The 15,696-nt window shown below is 71.9% G+C and carries 14 protein-coding genes and 1 riboswitch; of the genes, 10 read left to right on the forward strand and 4 right to left on the reverse strand.

What is annotated here, in order from left to right; genetic code table 11:
• Positions 1 to 54 precede the first annotated feature (54 nt).
• The 5 genes from ACFY0U_RS24620 to ACFY0U_RS24640 are packed head-to-tail and all read left to right on the forward strand — an operon-like array spanning position 55 to position 7,140.
• Positions 55 to 1,608, forward strand: coding sequence for an aldehyde dehydrogenase family protein (locus ACFY0U_RS24620; protein WP_388639175.1), 1,554 nt, complete (start codon positions 55 to 57; stop codon positions 1,606 to 1,608).
• 37 nt (positions 1,609 to 1,645) lie between these two features.
• Positions 1,646 to 3,169: a GMC family oxidoreductase gene (locus tag ACFY0U_RS24625; RefSeq protein WP_388639177.1), complete on the forward strand. Its 1,524-nt coding sequence runs from the start codon at positions 1,646 to 1,648 to the stop codon at positions 3,167 to 3,169.
• Entirely contained in the window at positions 3,169 to 4,248 is a 1,080-nt protein-coding gene (locus tag ACFY0U_RS24630; RefSeq protein WP_388639179.1) for a glycine betaine/L-proline ABC transporter ATP-binding protein, read from the forward strand. The genes ACFY0U_RS24625 and ACFY0U_RS24630 overlap by 1 nt, the downstream gene beginning before the upstream one ends.
• The gene (locus ACFY0U_RS24635; RefSeq protein ID WP_388639181.1) at positions 4,248 to 6,182 is read left to right on the forward strand and encodes an ABC transporter permease; all 1,935 of its coding nucleotides are present in this window, start codon (positions 4,248 to 4,250) and stop codon (positions 6,180 to 6,182) included. The genes ACFY0U_RS24630 and ACFY0U_RS24635 overlap by 1 nt, the downstream gene beginning before the upstream one ends.
• 1 nt (position 6,183) lies before the next feature.
• Complete coding sequence (locus ACFY0U_RS24640; RefSeq protein ID WP_388639183.1) at positions 6,184 to 7,140, forward strand: ABC transporter substrate-binding protein; 957 nt, start codon at positions 6,184 to 6,186, stop codon at positions 7,138 to 7,140.
• A 62-nt stretch (positions 7,141 to 7,202) separates the two neighbouring features.
• Here the strand turns inward: ACFY0U_RS24640 and ACFY0U_RS24645 are convergent, their stop codons facing one another.
• The 3 genes from ACFY0U_RS24645 to ACFY0U_RS24655 are packed head-to-tail and all read right to left on the reverse strand — an operon-like array spanning position 7,203 to position 8,868.
• Positions 7,203 to 7,919, reverse strand: coding sequence for an isocitrate lyase/phosphoenolpyruvate mutase family protein (locus ACFY0U_RS24645; protein WP_388639185.1), 717 nt, complete (start codon positions 7,917 to 7,919; stop codon positions 7,203 to 7,205).
• Complete coding sequence (locus tag ACFY0U_RS24650; RefSeq protein WP_388639187.1) at positions 7,916 to 8,362, reverse strand: carboxymuconolactone decarboxylase family protein; 447 nt, start codon at positions 8,360 to 8,362, stop codon at positions 7,916 to 7,918. The genes ACFY0U_RS24645 and ACFY0U_RS24650 overlap by 4 nt, the downstream gene beginning before the upstream one ends.
• A complete protein-coding gene (locus ACFY0U_RS24655) occupies positions 8,359 to 8,868 on the reverse strand; it encodes a carboxymuconolactone decarboxylase family protein (RefSeq protein WP_388639189.1) in 510 nt (169 codons plus the stop codon). The genes ACFY0U_RS24650 and ACFY0U_RS24655 overlap by 4 nt, the downstream gene beginning before the upstream one ends.
• Positions 8,869 to 8,915: 47 nt before the next feature.
• On the opposite strand from ACFY0U_RS24655, the gene ACFY0U_RS24660 reads away from it, so the two are divergent.
• Positions 8,916 to 10,361 (forward strand): PLP-dependent aminotransferase family protein, encoded by a 1,446-nt coding sequence (locus ACFY0U_RS24660; RefSeq protein ID WP_388639190.1) that lies wholly within the window; start codon positions 8,916 to 8,918, stop codon positions 10,359 to 10,361.
• Between the two features lie 158 nt (positions 10,362 to 10,519).
• Here the strand turns inward: ACFY0U_RS24660 and ACFY0U_RS24665 are convergent, their stop codons facing one another.
• The gene (locus tag ACFY0U_RS24665) at positions 10,520 to 11,353 is read right to left on the reverse strand and encodes a hypothetical protein (RefSeq protein WP_388639619.1); all 834 of its coding nucleotides are present in this window, start codon (positions 11,351 to 11,353) and stop codon (positions 10,520 to 10,522) included.
• Positions 11,354 to 11,486: 133 nt separating this feature from the next.
• Between ACFY0U_RS24665 and ACFY0U_RS24670 the strand changes: the two genes are divergently transcribed.
• The 4 genes from ACFY0U_RS24670 (at position 11,487) to ACFY0U_RS24685 (ending at position 15,620) form a co-directional block, all read left to right on the forward strand.
• Positions 11,487 to 11,840: a hypothetical protein gene (locus ACFY0U_RS24670; RefSeq protein WP_388639192.1), complete on the forward strand. Its 354-nt coding sequence runs from the start codon at positions 11,487 to 11,489 to the stop codon at positions 11,838 to 11,840.
• A 31-nt stretch (positions 11,841 to 11,871) separates the two neighbouring features.
• Positions 11,872 to 13,056 (forward strand): glutathionylspermidine synthase family protein, encoded by a 1,185-nt coding sequence (locus ACFY0U_RS24675; RefSeq protein WP_388639194.1) that lies wholly within the window; start codon positions 11,872 to 11,874, stop codon positions 13,054 to 13,056.
• A 44-nt stretch (positions 13,057 to 13,100) separates the two neighbouring features.
• Positions 13,101 to 13,916 carry a methyltransferase domain-containing protein gene (locus tag ACFY0U_RS24680; protein ID WP_388639196.1) on the forward strand — a complete coding sequence of 272 codons (816 nt, stop codon included), beginning with the start codon at positions 13,101 to 13,103 and terminating at the stop codon, positions 13,914 to 13,916.
• A gap of 123 nt (positions 13,917 to 14,039) precedes the next feature.
• Positions 14,040 to 14,127: riboswitch (ZMP/ZTP riboswitch) on the forward strand.
• A 41-nt stretch (positions 14,128 to 14,168) separates the two neighbouring features.
• Positions 14,169 to 15,620, forward strand: a complete 1,452-nt coding sequence (locus tag ACFY0U_RS24685) for a glycine hydroxymethyltransferase (RefSeq protein ID WP_388639198.1) — start codon at positions 14,169 to 14,171, stop codon at positions 15,618 to 15,620.
• The last annotated feature ends 76 nt before the right edge of the window (positions 15,621 to 15,696 follow it).

Below are 15,696 nucleotides of genomic sequence, written 5' to 3' on the forward strand. Positions count from 1 at the left end.
GTGACACCCGTGTGACTCAGGGGAACTGAACAGGAACGGAAGGCAACAGCGATCATGGCCGGACAGCACGCGCGACAGACGCGGCAGACGATCCACGCGGGCGGCGAGTGGCGCGAAGCCGTCTCCGGGGCGACCCGCGACATCCTCGACCCCGCGGACGCGCAGCCGTTCGCCGTCGTCGCCGAGGGTGACGAGAAGGACACCGACCTGGCCGTGGCCGCCGCACGGCAGGCCTTCGACCACGGCGACTGGCCGCGCACCCCCGTCTCCGAGCGCGCCGCGCTGCTGTACCGCGTCGCCGATCTGCTGGTTCGCGATCGCGAGCGGCTCGGGCTGCTGGAGAGCCGGGACGCGGGCAAGACCCTCGAAGAGGGCCGCGTCGACATCGACTGTGTCGCCGACGCCTTCCGCTACTTCGCCGGCCTCATCGCCGCCGAGTCCTCAGGCCGCGTCGTCGACGCGGGCTCGCCCGACATCCACAGTGTCGTCGTGCACGAGCCGGTCGGTGTCTGCGCGCTGATCACGCCCTGGAACTACCCGCTGCTCCAGGCCAGTTGGAAGATCGCCCCCGCGCTCGCGGCCGGCAACACCTTCGTCGTCAAGCCGAGCGAGATCACCCCGCTGACGACGATCGCCCTGATCGAGCTGCTCGTCGAGGCCGGTCTCCCCGCCGGAGTCGCCAACATCGTGACCGGGCCCGGCGGTTCGGTCGGCGCCCGGCTCGCCGAGCACCCCGACGTCGACCTCGTCTCCTTCACCGGCGGCCTGGTCAGCGGCACCAAGGTGGCGCAGGCCGCGGCTCCCTCGGTCAAGAAGGTCGCCCTCGAACTCGGCGGCAAGAACCCCAACGTGGTCTTCGCCGACGCCTGCGCCACGGAGGAGGGCTTCGACACCGCCGTCGACCAGGCCCTCAACGCCGCCTTCATCCACAGCGGGCAGGTCTGCTCGGCGGGCGGACGGCTCATCATCGAGGAGTCCGTGCGGGAGCGCTTCGTCGCCGAACTCGCCCTGCGGGCCGGGCGGATCAGGCTCGGGCGCGGCACGGACGACGGGGTCGAGTGCGGACCGCTCGTCTCCGAGCAGCAGCGCGCCAAGGTCGAGGGGTATGTGGCCTCGGCGCTGGCGGAGGGCGCGGTGCTGCGGACCGGCGGGAAGCGGCCGGAGGGCCTGGGCGGGGACAGCCCGGGCGACGAGGCCCCCGGCAGCAGGGGCCTGCGTGACGGCTACTTCTACGAGCCGACCGTCCTGGACGCCTGCCACCGCGAGATGAAGGTCGTACGCGAGGAGGTCTTCGGCCCGGTCCTCACCGTCGAGACCTTCCGCACGGAGGACGAGGCGGTCGCGCTCGCCAACGACACCGAGTACGGCCTGGCGGGTGCCGTCTGGACCGCCGACGCCGGACGGGCCCGCAGGGTCGCGGGCCGGCTGCGCCACGGCACCGTCTGGATCAACGACTTCCACCCCTACCTCCCGCAGGCGGAGTGGGGCGGCTTCGGCAAGAGCGGCACGGGCCGTGAGCTGGGCCCCGCCGGGCTCGCCGAGTACCGCGAGTCCAAGCACATCTACCAGAACCTCGCGCCGCGGCCCGTCCGCTGGTTCGCCGGCTGAAGCAACCGCTCATCGCACGTCCTTGGAGTAACCCCCCATGCACCAGCACGAATACGACTACGTCGTCGTCGGCGGTGGTACCGCCGGCTCCGTCATAGCCTCCCGACTCACCGAGAACCCCGACGTCACCGTCGCCGTCATCGAGGGCGGCCCCAGCGACGTGGGCCGCGACGACGTCCTCACCCTGCGCCGCTGGATGGGCCTGCTCGGCGGCGACCTGGACTACGACTACCCGACAGTGCCGCAGCCACGCGGCAATTCCCACATCCGGCACAGCCGGGCCCGCGTCCTCGGCGGCTGCTCCTCCCACAACACGCTGATCGCCTTCAAGCCGCTGCCGTCCGACTTCGACGAGTGGGAGGCGAACGGCGCCAAGGGCTGGGGCGCGGTGCCCATGGAGGCGTACTACGCGCGCCTGCTCAACAACATCGTCCCGGTCGACGAGAAGGACCGGAACGCCATCGCCCGCGACTTCGTCGACGCGGCCCAGGCGGCGACGGGCGTCCCGCGCGTCGAGGGCTTCAACCGCAAGCCCTTCGACGACGGCGTCGGCTTCTTCGACCTCGCCTACCACCCCGAGAACAACAAGCGGTCCTCGGCGTCCGTGGCGTATCTGCACCCGGTGATGGACGAGCGCCCCAACCTGACGATCCTGCTGGAGACCTGGGCGTACAAGCTGGACCTGGACGGCACGCGCGCACGGGGCGTGCACGTAAGGGCCGCGGACGGCGAGGAGTTCGTCGTACGGGCCCGTCGCGAGGTCGTGCTGTGCGCGGGCGCCGTCGACTCGCCGCGGCTGCTGCTGCACTCCGGCATCGGCCCCCGCGAGGACCTCGAAGCGCTCGGCATCCCCGTCGTGCGGGACCTGCCCGGCGTCGGCGAGAACCTCCTCGACCACCCCGAGTCGGTGATCGTCTGGGAGACCCACGGACCCATCCCGGAGAACTCCGCGATGGACTCCGACGCGGGCTTGTTCGTCCGCCGCGACCCCGACCACGCGGGCCCGGACCTGATGTTCCACTTCTACCAGGTCCCCTTCACGGACAACCCGGAGCGCATCGGGTACGAGCGCCCGGAGTTCGGCGTCTCGATGACCCCGAACATCCCCAAGCCGAAGAGCCGCGGGCGCCTGTACCTGACGAGCGCCGACCCCGCCGAGAAGCCCGCCCTCGACTTCCGCTACTTCACCGACGAGGACGACTACGACGGCCGCACCCTCGTCGACGGCATCCGCATCGCCCGCGAGATCGCGCGGACCGAGCCCCTGGCCGGCTGGCTCAAGCGCGAGGTGTGTCCCGGCCCGTCCGTCACGAGCGACGAGGAGCTCAGCGCGTACGCCCGTCAGGTCGCGCACACCGTGTACCACCCGGCGGGGACCTGCCGCATGGGCGCCGCTGACGACGAACTGGCCGTGGTGGACCCGGAGTTGCGGATCCGCGGCCTGGACGGCATCCGTGTCGCGGATGCCTCGGTCTTCCCCACGATGACCGCGGTGAACCCGATGATCGGGGTGCTGATGGTCGGTGAGAGGGCCGTGGACCTGATCGGAGGCGGTGCGTGATGAGTACGACCACGAGTACGAGTGCCAGTACGGCTGAGGCTGTCGAGGGGCCGGTGTTCTCCGTCGACGGCCTGTGGAAGGTCTTCGGCCCGAAGGCGGACCGGATCCCCGCGGACCCGGAGCTCACGGGGCTGGCCCCCGCCGAACTCCGCGCCCGCACCGGCTGCACCGCCGCCGTCCAGGACGTCTCCTTCGACGTCCGCAAGGGCGAGGTCTTCGTGGTGATGGGGCTGTCGGGCTCCGGCAAGTCCACACTGGTCCGCTGTCTGACCCGGCTCATCGAACCGACGGCCGGCACCATCGCCATCGACGGCGAGGACGTCCGCGCCATGGACAGGTCCCGCCTGCGCGAACTGCGCCGCCACCGCGCCGCGATGGTCTTCCAGCACTTCGGCCTCCTCCCGCACCGCACGGTCCTCGACAACGTGGCCTACGGCCTGGAGATCCAGGGCGTCGGCAAGGCGGAGCGCCGGGCGCGGGCCGCGGACGTCGTGGCCAAGGTCGGCCTGGAGGGCATGGAACAGCGCCGGCCGAGCCAGCTCTCGGGCGGCCAGCAGCAGCGCGTCGGGCTGGCCCGCGCGCTCGCCGTCGACCCCCAGGTCCTGCTGTTCGACGAGCCGTTCAGCGCCCTCGACCCGCTGATCCGCCGGGACATGCAGGAGGAGGTCGTCCGCCTCCACCGTGAGGAGGGCCGCACGATGGTCTTCATCACGCACGACCTCAACGAGGCGCTGAAGCTGGGCGACCGCATCGCGCTGATGCGCGACGGCCGCGTCGTCCAGCTCGGCACCCCCGAGGAGATCGTGGGTTCGCCGGCCGACGACTACGTCCGCGAGTTCGTCCGGGACGTGCCGCGCGAGCAGGTGATGACGGTCCGTACGGCGATGCGGACCGCGTCGGCCGCGGAGCAGGGCAGCGGCCCGGCCGTCGCGCCGGACGCCACGGTCTCGGAGGCCATCGAGGCCGTCGCCCGGGCGGGGGCCCCGGCCCGCGTGGTCGACCAGGGCCGCTGTGTCGGGGTGGTGGACTCGGACGCACTGCTCGGGGTGGTGGCCGGGACCGCCAAGGAGGCGGTCTGATGGCTACGGTCTCCGCTCCCCTCCCTCGTACGCTTCCCGCCGCCCTCCGGCACCGCGCGGTGCACAAGCTCCTGCTGCTCGCCGCGGTCGCCGCGATCCTCGTACCGCTGGCGAACGCCCGCTGGGCGAGCGGAACCTGGCCCGACGCCCTCACCGTCGACTTCTCCGGCCCACTGACCACGGCCAGCGACTGGATCGTCGACAACCGGGACAGCCACCCCCTGTTCCTCTACTTCTTCGGCCACATCAGCAACGCGGTCGTCCTCTCCGTACGGGCCGTGTACCTGGTGCTGCTGGCGGCGGGCTGGGCCGGCGTCACCGCGATCGGCGCCCTCGTCGCCTGGCGGGTCGCCGGCGTCAGGCTCGCCCTCGGTACCGCCGCCGCGTTCCTCGCCTGCGGACTGCTCGGCATGTGGGTGCCGACGATGCAGACCCTCGCCCTCATGGTCGTGGCCGTCCTCGCCTCGGTCGTCGTGGGCGCGCTCCTCGGACTCGCCTCCGGCCTCTCCGACCGCCTCGACCGCGCCCTGCGCCCGGTCCTGGACACCATGCAGGTGCTCCCGGCGTACGCCTACCTCCTCCCCGTCGTCATGGTCTTCGGCCTGGGCGTCCCCGCGGCCGTCCTCGCCACCGTCGTCTACGCCGCCCCGCCCATGGCCCGGCTCACCGCCCTCGGCCTGCGCGGCGCCGACAAGGGGGTCCTGGAAGCGGTCGACTCGCTCGGCGCCACCGGCCGGCAGCGACTGCTGACCGCCCGTATCCCGCTGGCCCGCAGGGAACTCCTCCTCGGCCTCAACCAGACGATCATGATGGCCCTGTCGATGGCGGTCATCGCGTCCGTCATCGGCGCCGGCGGCCTCGGCGACCGCGTCTACCAGGCGCTCGCGTCGGTCGACGTCGGCGCGGCGCTGGCGGCGGGCATCCCGATCGTGCTCCTCGCCGTCGTACTGGACCGGGTGACGGCGGCCGCCGGAGACGGGACCGAGGGGTCCGGCCGCAAGGGCTGGGCGTACGCCCTCGTCGCCGCCCTCGCCGTGGCCGTGGCCGGACGTCTCGCGGGCCGCCTCGACTGGCCCGACGCCTGGGTCGTCCAGATCGCCCAGCCCGTCAACCGCGCCGTCGACTGGATGACCGCCCACCTCTACTCCGGCGTCCCCGTCGTCGGCGGCACCGCCGACTGGGCCGCCCACTTCACCACCTGGGTCCTGAACCCGCTCCGGGAGGGCCTGCAATGGCTGCCCTGGTGGTCGGTGCTGCTCGTGGTCGCCACCCTGGCCTGGCTGATCGGCACCTGGCGCACCGCGCTCACCGCGGTCCTCGCCATGGCCGCGATCGGCGTACTGGGGGTCTGGGAGCCGTCCCTGGACACGCTCTCCCAGGTCCTCGCCGCCGTCGCCGTCACCCTCGTCATCGGCTTCGCGACCGCCATCGCGGCCGCCCGCAGCGACCGGGTCGAACGACTGCTGCGGCCCGTCCTGGACGTCTTCCAGACCATGCCGCAGTTCGTGTACCTGATCCCGGTGGTGGCCCTCTTCGGCGTGGGCCGCGCCCCCGCGGTCGCCGCGGCCGTCGTCTACGCGCTGCCCGCCGTCGTCCGCATCACCACTCAGGGGCTGCGCCAGGTCGACCCGGCCGCGCTGGAGTCCTCGAGTTCGCTCGGCGCGACCCCCTGGCAGCAACTCCGCCAGGTCCAACTCCCGCTCGCCCGCCCGGCGTTGCTGCTCGCCGTCAACCAGGGCGTGGTCCTGGTCCTCGCCGTCGTCATCATCGGCGGCCTGGTCGGCGGCGGAGCGCTCGGCTACGACGCCGTGTTCGGCCTCGCCCAGGGCGATCTGGCGACCGGACTGGTGGCCGGCGCGGCCATCGTCTGCCTCGGCCTGATGCTCGACCGGGTGACCCAGCCGACGGAACGCCGTGCGAAGAAGGGAGCGTGACATGCGTATCCGTACGACTGCCGTGGTGGCCGGTGCCGCTTCCCTGCTGTTGCTCACCGGCTGCGGCGCCGCCGACATGACCCGGCAGGCCTCGCCCTTCGCCAACGCGCAGGGCGCCAAGACCGTGACCCTGTCCGTGCAGTCCTGGGTGGGCGCGCAGGCCAACGTGGCCGTCGCGCAGTACCTGCTGGAGCACGAGCTCGGCTACCGCGTCGACACCGTGCAGGTCGACGAGGTCCCCGCCTGGGACGCGCTCAGCCAGGGCCGGGTCGACGCGATCATGGAGGACTGGGGCCACCCCGAGCAGGAACAGCGCTACGTCCAGGACAAGAAGACCATCGTCAAGGGCGGCGGCCTCGGGGTCACCGGGCACATCGGCTGGTACGTCCCGACGTACTTCGCCAAGGCCCACCCCGACGTCACCGACTGGAAGAACCTCAACAAGTACGCCGCGCAGATGCGCACCGCGGAGAGCGGCGGCAAGGGCCAGCTGATGGACGGCTCGCCGTCCTACGTCACCAACGACAAGGCGCTGGTGAACAACCTGAAGCTCGACTACCAGGTCGTGTTCGCCGGTTCTGAGGCCGCGCAGATCACCCAGATCAAGCAGTTCGCCAAGGAGAAGAAGCCCTTCCTCACCTACTGGTACGCACCGCAGTGGCTCTTCAAGAAGGTCCCCATGACCGAGGTGAAGCTCCCCGCCTACAAGGAGGGCTGCGACACCGACCCGGAGAAGGTCGCCTGCGCCTATCCGCACACCCCGCTCCAGAAGTACCTCAACGCCGACTTCGCCCGCGGCGGCGGAAAGGCGGCGGCCTTCCTGAAGAACTTCAAGTGGACGACCGAGGACCAGAACGAGGTCTCCCTGATGATCGCCGACCAGAAGCTGACACCCGAGGAGGCGGCGAAGAAGTGGGTGGCGGGCCATAGGTCCACTTGGCAGGCGTGGCTGTCGTGACCGAGGGCCGGAGCAGCGGCGGGGAAGCACATCCCTTCCCCGCCGCTCGCCGGGCCGCACCGTCAGCGCATCTCCTCGGCCAGCTCCGCGAGGATCTCGGACGAGCGCCGCTGGAGGCCCGGCCCGAACGTGACCCGGGTGGCGCCCCGCTCGCCGAGTTCGGCGGGGGAGAGGCCACCGCCGACCATCGCGATCACATTGATCGGCCCGTGGATCGCGGCCCGCAGCAGCGGCAGCACCTTCGCCGGGGCGCCGATCGGATACACGCAGTCGGCACCCGCCGCCGTGTACAACGCCGCCCGCTCGATGGTCGGTTCGGGATCCTCGACCCCGCGCACGAACGTGTCGATCCGGGCGTTGACGAACAGCTCGTCCCCGGCCGCGTACCGCACCTCGGCGAGCCACTCGGCGTGCTGGTGCGGGTCCTTGAGGACACCCCCGTTGGAGTCCTCAAGGTTGCAGCCCACGGCACCCGCCTCCAGCAGCCGCTCCACCAGCTCCTTGGGAGCCATCCCGTACCCGCCCTCGACATCCGCGGACACCGGAACGTCCACGGCCCGGGCGATCCGCGCCACCGCCGCGAACATCTCGTCGGCCGGCGTCTCCCCGTCCTCGTGTCCGAGGGCGGCGGCGATCCCCGCGCTGGGCGTCGCGAGCGCCGGATAACCGGCCTCGGCGAAGACACGGGCGCTGGCCGCGTCCCAGGGACCCGGCAGGACGAGCGGATCGTCCGGTGCCGGGCGGCGGTGCAGTCTGCGGAAGATCTCGACCTTGCTCATGGTGTGTGGCCTCCCGGCGGGATACGGCGGCTCACCATCACCCGGTTCCAGTTGTTGATGGCGACGATCAGCCCGGTGAGATGGGCGAGCCCGCTGTCGTCGAAGTGCTTGGCGGCCCGCTCGTACACCTCGTCCGGCACGAACCTGTCCGTGGGGACGGTCACCGCCTCTGTCAGCGCGAGCGCGGCCCGTTCCCGCTCGTCGTAGACGTCCCCGGCCTCCTCCCACGCCGCCAGCAGCTCCAACTTGCGCTCGCTCACCCCGTGTTCACGAGCGATCCGCAGATGCATGTCGAGACAGAACGCGCAGTGGTTGAGCTGCGAGGCCCGGATCATCACCAGTTCGGCCAGCGCGGGTTCCCCGAGCCCCTTCTTCGCGGCGGCGCTGAGCGCGGACATGGCCTGGCCGACTGCCGGGTCCAACAGCCGCGTACGGCCCGTCACTTGTTCCCCGGCCGGTAGTGCCCCGGAACCAGCCGACAGGTCACCCCGAAACGGTTCCACGCGTTGATGACGGCGATCGCGGCGATCAACTGCGCCAGCTCGGCCTCCGTGAAGTGCTTGGCCGCCCGTTCATACACCTCGTCCGGCACGAACCCGTCCGTCAGGACGGTCACCGCCTCCGTCAGCGCCAGCGCGGCGAGCTCCTGCTCGGTGTAGAAGTGCTCCGACTCCTCCCACGCGCTCAGCTGGACGATCCGCTCGACGCTCTCGCCCGCCGCGAACGCCTCCTTGCTGTGCATGTCGACACAGAGCGCGCAGTGGTTGATCTGGGAGGCGCGGACCTTCACCAGCTCCAGCAGCTTCGGATCCAGGCCCTTCCGCGCGGCGGCGTCCAGGCGAACCATCGCCTTGAAGACCTCGGGAGCCTGCTCGGCCCAGTTCAGCCGGGGGGTGTGTTCAGGGGCGTACTCCACGGTCGTCGGACTGTCCTCGGTGTGCGTCGTCATGACGTCGACGCTATGCGTGAGGCTGCCCACGGGTATGGTCCATTTCCATGCCGAAAACCTGGGCCACTCTGGGCGTCGACCTGCACCTGGAACCCACCGGTCCCGGCCTGCGCCGCGGCCTGACCGACGCCCTGCGCGAGGCCGTCCGCACCGGCCGTCTCGCCCCGGGCACCCGTCTGCCCTCCTCCCGCTCCCTCGCCGCCGACCTCGGCATCGCCCGCAACACGGTCGCCGACGCCTACGCCGACCTGGTCGCCGAAGGCTGGCTCACCTCGAAACAGGGCTCCGGCACCCGGGTGGCGGACCGCGCGGTGGTGCCGCCCTCGGGCACGCGCCCCGGCCGCCGCGCATCCCACCTCCCCGCCCACGACTTCCGCCCCGGCACCCCCGACCTCACCGCCTTCCCGCGCACCGAGTGGCTCAAGGCCACCCGCCGCGCCCTCCTCGCGGCCCCCCACCACTCCCTCGGCTACGGCGACCCGCGCGGCAGCGCCGAGCTGCGCACCGCCCTGGCCGGCTACCTCGCCCGCGTGCGAGGCGTCCGCACGGATCCCGACCGCATCCTCATCACCGCGGGCTGCGCCCACGGCCTCCGCATCCTCGGCACGGTCCTGCGGGCCCGCGGCGTCCGGTCGGTCGCGGTGGAGTCCTACGGCCTGGACGTGCACTGGAACCAGCTGACGGCGGCGGGCCTGCGCGCCGAGGCGCTCCCGTACGACGAACTGGGCACGAACCTCGGAGGGTTGGCCGGAGCCGGAGCCGGAGCCGGAGCCGGAGCCGGAGCCGGAGCCGGTGGCGGGGTCGAGGCTGGGGTCGGGGCCGTCCTCCTCACCCCCGCCCACCAGTTCCCCATGGGCGTCCCCCTGCACCGCGACCGGCGGACCGCGGTCGTCGACTGGGCGCGGCGCACCGGAGGCCTGGTCCTGGAGGACGACTACGACGGGGAGTTCCGCTACGACCGCCAACCCGTCGGCGCGCTCCAGGGCCTGGACCCGGACCACGTCGTCTACCTCGGCACGGCCAGCAAGTCCCTGGCCCCCGGCCTCCGTCTGGCCTGGATGGTCCTCCCACAGGGCCTGGCGGAGGCGGCCGCGGAGGCGAAGGGCAAGGTCGACACCTGCGGAGTGCTGGACCAGCTGACCCTGGCCGAGTTCATCGTCTCCGGCGCCTACGACCGCCACGTCCGCGCCTCCCGCCTCCGCTACCGCCGCCGCCGAGACGCCCTGGTCGCGGCCCTGGCCCAGCACGCCCCCGACGTCCACGTCACCGGCATCGCCGCCGGCCTCCACGCCGTCCTCCGCCTCCCACCCGGCACCGAACAGTCCGTCGTCCAGTCCGCCGCCTGGCAGGGCGTGGCCCTCCACGGCCTGTCCTACTTCCGCCACCCACAGGCGGTGGCCGAGCGGCTGGACGCCCTGGTGGTGGGGTACGGGGCGCCGTCGGACCGGGGGTGGGCGGGGGCGTTGGAGGCGCTGTGCCGGGTCATGCCGTAGCCGTGGGGCGTGGTCCGATGCGGTCGGCGAGGGCGCCGGGGCGGGCGGACAACAGCAGCATCAGGGCGTGAGTGGTGAGCGTGGAGGCGTGAGCGGTGGGCGGGGGTATGAGCCGTGGGTGGGGAGGTGTGAGCCGTGAGCGCAACCACGTCGAACCGTCACACGCCGACCGACTCCTCCTCCGCCGGCGCCTCCCCGAACCGCGCCAACCCCAACGCTCCCGCCACCGCCACCAAGAACCCCAGCACCGCGAGCCATCCCAACCCCTCCCGTGTGCGGTCCCCGAGCCACACCACCCCCACCAGCGCGGGCCCCACCGTCTCCCCGATCACCATCGCGGCGGTCGCCGTCGTCACCGACCCCCGTTGCAGCGCCGACGTCAGACACAGGAACGCCGCGCCCCCGCCCAGAAGCAGCGCATACGTCGCCGGATTCGCGAGCAGCTCCGACGGCGCGAGCGAGTCGATCAGCCGTACCGACACCTCGACCACCCCGAACCCGAACCCGGCCCCCAGCCCGAGCAGCGGCCCCCGCCACCGCTCCGGCAGCCGCCCGCCGGCGAGCCCGAGCAGCAGCACACCCACGGCGACGGCGAGCATCACGTACTTCAACGCGCCCGGCCCCTCCAGCTCCCCCTCCGTCCCCGACGCGACCCCCAGCATCGCGAGCCCGGCACACACCACCCCCACCGCACCCCACTCGACCCGGCTCAACCGCACCCGCAGCAACCGTGCCGCGACCACCGCGGTCACGGCGAGACTCGACGCCAACGCCGCCCCGACCGCATAGATCGGCACCGACCGCAGCGCCGCGATCTGCAACAGGAACCCCACCCCGTCCAGCCCCAGCCCCGCCAGATACCGCCACTGCCGCACCGCCCGCAGCAGCAGCGCCGCCTCCCCACCGCCCCCGCTGCCCGCCGCCCGCGCGGCAACCGCCTGCAACACCGTCGCGGTACCGAAACAGACCGCCGCACCAAGCGCACACACCATCCCAAAGAGCACAAAGCGACTGTAGGGGAGGGGGTGTGACGGGCGGGGCGCCTGCGTGGCGCTTATTACCGATCTCTAGGCTGACCGCCGGACAACCCAGAGACGAACAGACGAACAACGGGGAGACGCGAAAATGGCGGACACACGGCGCCGGTTGCGCTCGAGCACGGTCGTGCTCGGCGGCATGGGAGTCGTCGCGGCGGCACTCACGTCCTGCGGCTCGGAACCCGACCGCCGCTGCGTCGACCGCGACAGCTACACCTACGAGGGCTACAAGGTCGTCGCCGACAAGAACTGCAACTCCTCCAGCTCCGGCTCCTCCTCGTACGGCAAGAGCGGCAAGAAGAAGACCGGCAAGACCGCCGACGCCGCCTGGTACTACGACGCCGACGTCAGCTCCGGCTACGCCGACTACGGCACCTTCAGCAAGAGCGAGGCTGTGGACCGCGGCGGCTTCGGCTGCTCCGGCGGCAGCAGCGGCGGCTGAGCGGACACGGGACGACGAGCAGACGTACGCCATGGAACGCCGCACCACCGAACCCCGCCCCGGCTGGCAGCAGACCGTCGAGGAACAGGGGCTCATCTACCCCCTCACCCGCCACCCCGACGACTCGCTGCGCCCCTACTGGGACGAGAGCGCCTACTACGTCTTCTCCCTCGACGAGGTCGAGGCGCTGGAGGAGGTCGTCGAGGAACTCCACCGCATGTGCCTGCGGGCGGCGGACCACATCGTCACGGCCGACCGCTTCGCCGACCTCGGCATCACCGACCCGCGCGTCGCGGACGCGGTGGCCGAGGCCTGGCGCCGCCGCGCCGAACTCCCCTCCCTCTACGGCCGCTTCGACCTCCGCTACGACGGCACCGGCCCGGCCAAGCTCCTGGAGTACAACGCCGACACGCCCACCTCCCTCGTCGAGGCCGCCTCGCCCCAGTGGTTCTGGATGGAGGAGCGCTTCCCCGGCGCCGACCAGTGGAACTCCCTCCACGAGCGCCTCATCGCCGCCTGGAAGAAGCAGGCCGCGCTGCTCCCGCCCGGCGGCCCCCTGTACTTCGCGTACTCCTCGGCCGACGAACTCGGCGAGGACCTCATGACGGTCGCCTATCTCCAGGAGACCGCCGAGCAGGCCGGCCTGGACACCGCCTGGATCTCCATGGAGGAGATCGGCTGGGACCCGCTGTCCGGCCGCTTCGTCGACAAGCAACTCCGCTTCATCCGCAGCTGCTTCAAGCTCTACCCCTGGGAGTGGCTGACCACCGACCGCTTCGCCGGCCACGTCCTCGACACCCTCGACAACGGCGGCGGCACGGGCAGCACCCTGTGGATCGAGCCCGCCTGGAAGATGCTGCTGAGCAACAAGGCGCTCCTGGCGATCCTCTGGGAGCTGTATCCCGGCCACCCCAACCTCCTCCCCGCATATCTGGACGGGCCACGGGAGTTGGCCGATACACAGGGGTACGTCGCCAAGCCGCTGCTGGGCCGCGAGGGCGCCGGCGTGACGATCCACGAACCCGGCGCCGCGCCCGTCCCGCGTGAAGAACCCTGCTGCTACCAGGAGTTGGCCCTGCTGCCCGACTTCGACGGCAACCGTGTCGTCCTCGGTGCCTGGGTCGTCGAGGACGAGTCCGCGGGCCTCGGCATCCGCGAGTCGTCCGGGCCGGTGACTGACGAATACGCGCGCTTCCTGCCCCACGTGATCCTCTGACGCGACAGAATGACCGCCCCGTGACGAACGGAGAGGGGCGATCGGTGAGCGACACGGCCACGGTGGAGAACGGATACGTCTTCGACCCGTCCTGGGAGCGCGAGCACAGCAGGCTCAGCGCGCTGGAGGAGATCTACGACGGCCAGAGCAAGCACCGGCTGACCGAACTGGGCGTCGCCGACGGCTGGCGATGTCTGGAGGTGGGCTGCGGCGCCGGCAGCATCGCCCGCTGGCTGGCCCGGCAGGTCGGCGCCGCGGGGCGGGTGCTCGCCGTCGACCTCGACACGCGCTTCGCCGCGGCCCACGCCCTGTCCAACCTGGAGGTGCGCCGGCACGACATCCTCGCGGACCGGCTCCCCGACGCCTCCTTCGACCTCGTGCACGCGCGGGCCGTGGTGGAACACCTCTCCGACCGCGACGAGGCACTGCGGCGCATGGCCGCCGCGACCCGACCGGGCGGCTGGGTGCTCGTGGAGGACTTCGACATCGACGGACCGATGTACCCGGCCGCCGCCCGCTACTACCCGCCTCAGTACCTGGAGGTGGCCGAGCGCCTCGGCCGCGCGCTGCGGGCCGCCTTCGGCGCCGCCGGGGTGGATCCGGGCACCGGCCGCCGCCTGCCGCAGGCACTGGCGGACGCCGGGCTGACCGAGGTCGGGGCGGAGGTCTACGCCCCCGTCCTGACCGGCGGCTCCGCCGCCTTCTTCCCCCTCACCCTGCGCTCCCTGCGGCCACGGCTCCTGGAGACGGGCGAGGTGAGCGACGCGGACATCGAGGAGGTGATCACCCTGACGAAGCTCCAGGGGACCACCTACATCCCCAACTTCATGGTCCTCGCCTGGGGCCGCAAGCCGTCCTGACCCCGCCTGCCGCACCGGGCCGCCCCCGCCGACCGCGGACGGCGACCACGGCCCGGAGCAGGGTGATTCCTCGCTCGCATGGTGGACGCCGGGCCTCCCCCGTCCGGGCCGCCCGGTAGGCTGGCCGCGGGCCGTGACTGGCGCGCTGGGATGGGACGGACCATCGGGGAGCGGCCTGTGAGTGACAGTGCCGTGCGCCTGGGCCGAACCGTGAATCGTGACCGCAACCGCCACGCCATCCGGAGGCCGCACATGTCGGAGCAGCAGCCCCTCTCCACCGAGTCCACCGCCTTCCGCGCCGCCCTCGACGTGATCCGCGCCGTCGAGCCGCGCGTCGCCGACGCCATCGGCCAGGAGGTCCACGATCAGCGCGAGATGCTCAAGCTGATCGCCTCCGAGAACTACGCCTCCCCGGCCACCCTCCTCGCGATGGGCAACTGGTTCAGCGACAAGTACGCCGAGGGCACCATCGGCCGCCGTTTCTACGCCGGCTGTCGCAACGTCGACACCGTGGAGTCGCTCGCCGCCGAGCACGCCAAGGAGCTCTTCGGCGCCCGCCACGCCTACGTCCAGCCGCACTCCGGCATCGACGCCAACCTCGTCGCCTTCTGGTCCGTCCTCGCCGACCGCGTCGAGGTCCCCTTCCTGGAGAAGGCCGGCGCCCGTCAGGTCAACGACCTCACCGACGCCGACTGGGCAGAGCTCCGACAGGCCTTCGGCAACCAGCGCATGCTCGGCATGTCCCTGGACGCCGGCGGACACCTCACCCACGGCTTCCGCCCCAACATCTCCGGCAAGATGTTCGACCAGCGCTCCTACGGCACGGACCCGGCCACCGGGCTCATCGACTACGAGGCCCTGCGTACCAGCGCCCGCGAGTTCAAGCCGTTGATCATCGTCGCCGGCTACTCGGCGTACCCCCGCCTCGTGAACTTCCGGATCATGCGGGAGATCGCCGACGAGGTCGGCGCGACGCTGATGGTCGACATGGCGCACTTCGCGGGTCTCGTCGCCGGCAAGGTCCTCACCGGCGACTTCGACCCGGTCCCGCACGCCCAGATCGTCACCACCACCACCCACAAGTCGCTGCGCGGCCCGCGCGGCGGCATGGTCCTGTGCGACGACTCCCTCAAGGACCAGGTCGACCGCGGCTGCCCGATGGTCCTCGGCGGCCCGCTCCCGCACGTCATGGCCGCGAAGGCGGTGGCGCTGGCCGAGGCCCGCCAGCCCTCCTTCCAGGACTACGCCCAGCGCATCGTCGACAACTCCCGCGCCCTCGCCGAGGGCCTGATGCGCCGCGGCGCCACCCTCGTCACCGGCGGCACCGACAACCACCTCAACCTGATCGACGTCGCCTCCTCCTACGGCCTCACCGGCCGCCAGGCCGAGTCCGCCCTCCTCGACTCGGGCATCGTCACCAACCGCAACGCGATCCCGGCCGACCCCAACGGCGCCTGGTACACCTCCGGCATCCGGATCGGCACCCCCGCCCTCACCACCCGTGGACTGGGCACCGCCGAGATGGACGAGGTCGCCGGCCTCATCGACCGCGTCCTCACCACCGCCGAGCCGGGCACCACCAAGTCGGGCGCCCCCTCCAAGGCCTCCCACGTCCTCGACGCCAAGGTCGCCGACGAGATCTCCCACCGCGCCACCGACCTCGTGGCCGGCTTCCCGCTGTACCCCGAGATCGACCTCGGCTGACCAACGCGCTCTTGAGTTGTCAAAGAACGGCGACTCTCACAGGTCGATGAGTTCCTGACGTGCCCCCTCCCGCGGC

The sequence above is a fragment of the Streptomyces sp. NPDC001536 genome (assembly GCF_042894505.1).
In the GTDB taxonomy this organism is placed as follows: domain Bacteria; phylum Actinomycetota; class Actinomycetes; order Streptomycetales; family Streptomycetaceae; genus Streptomyces.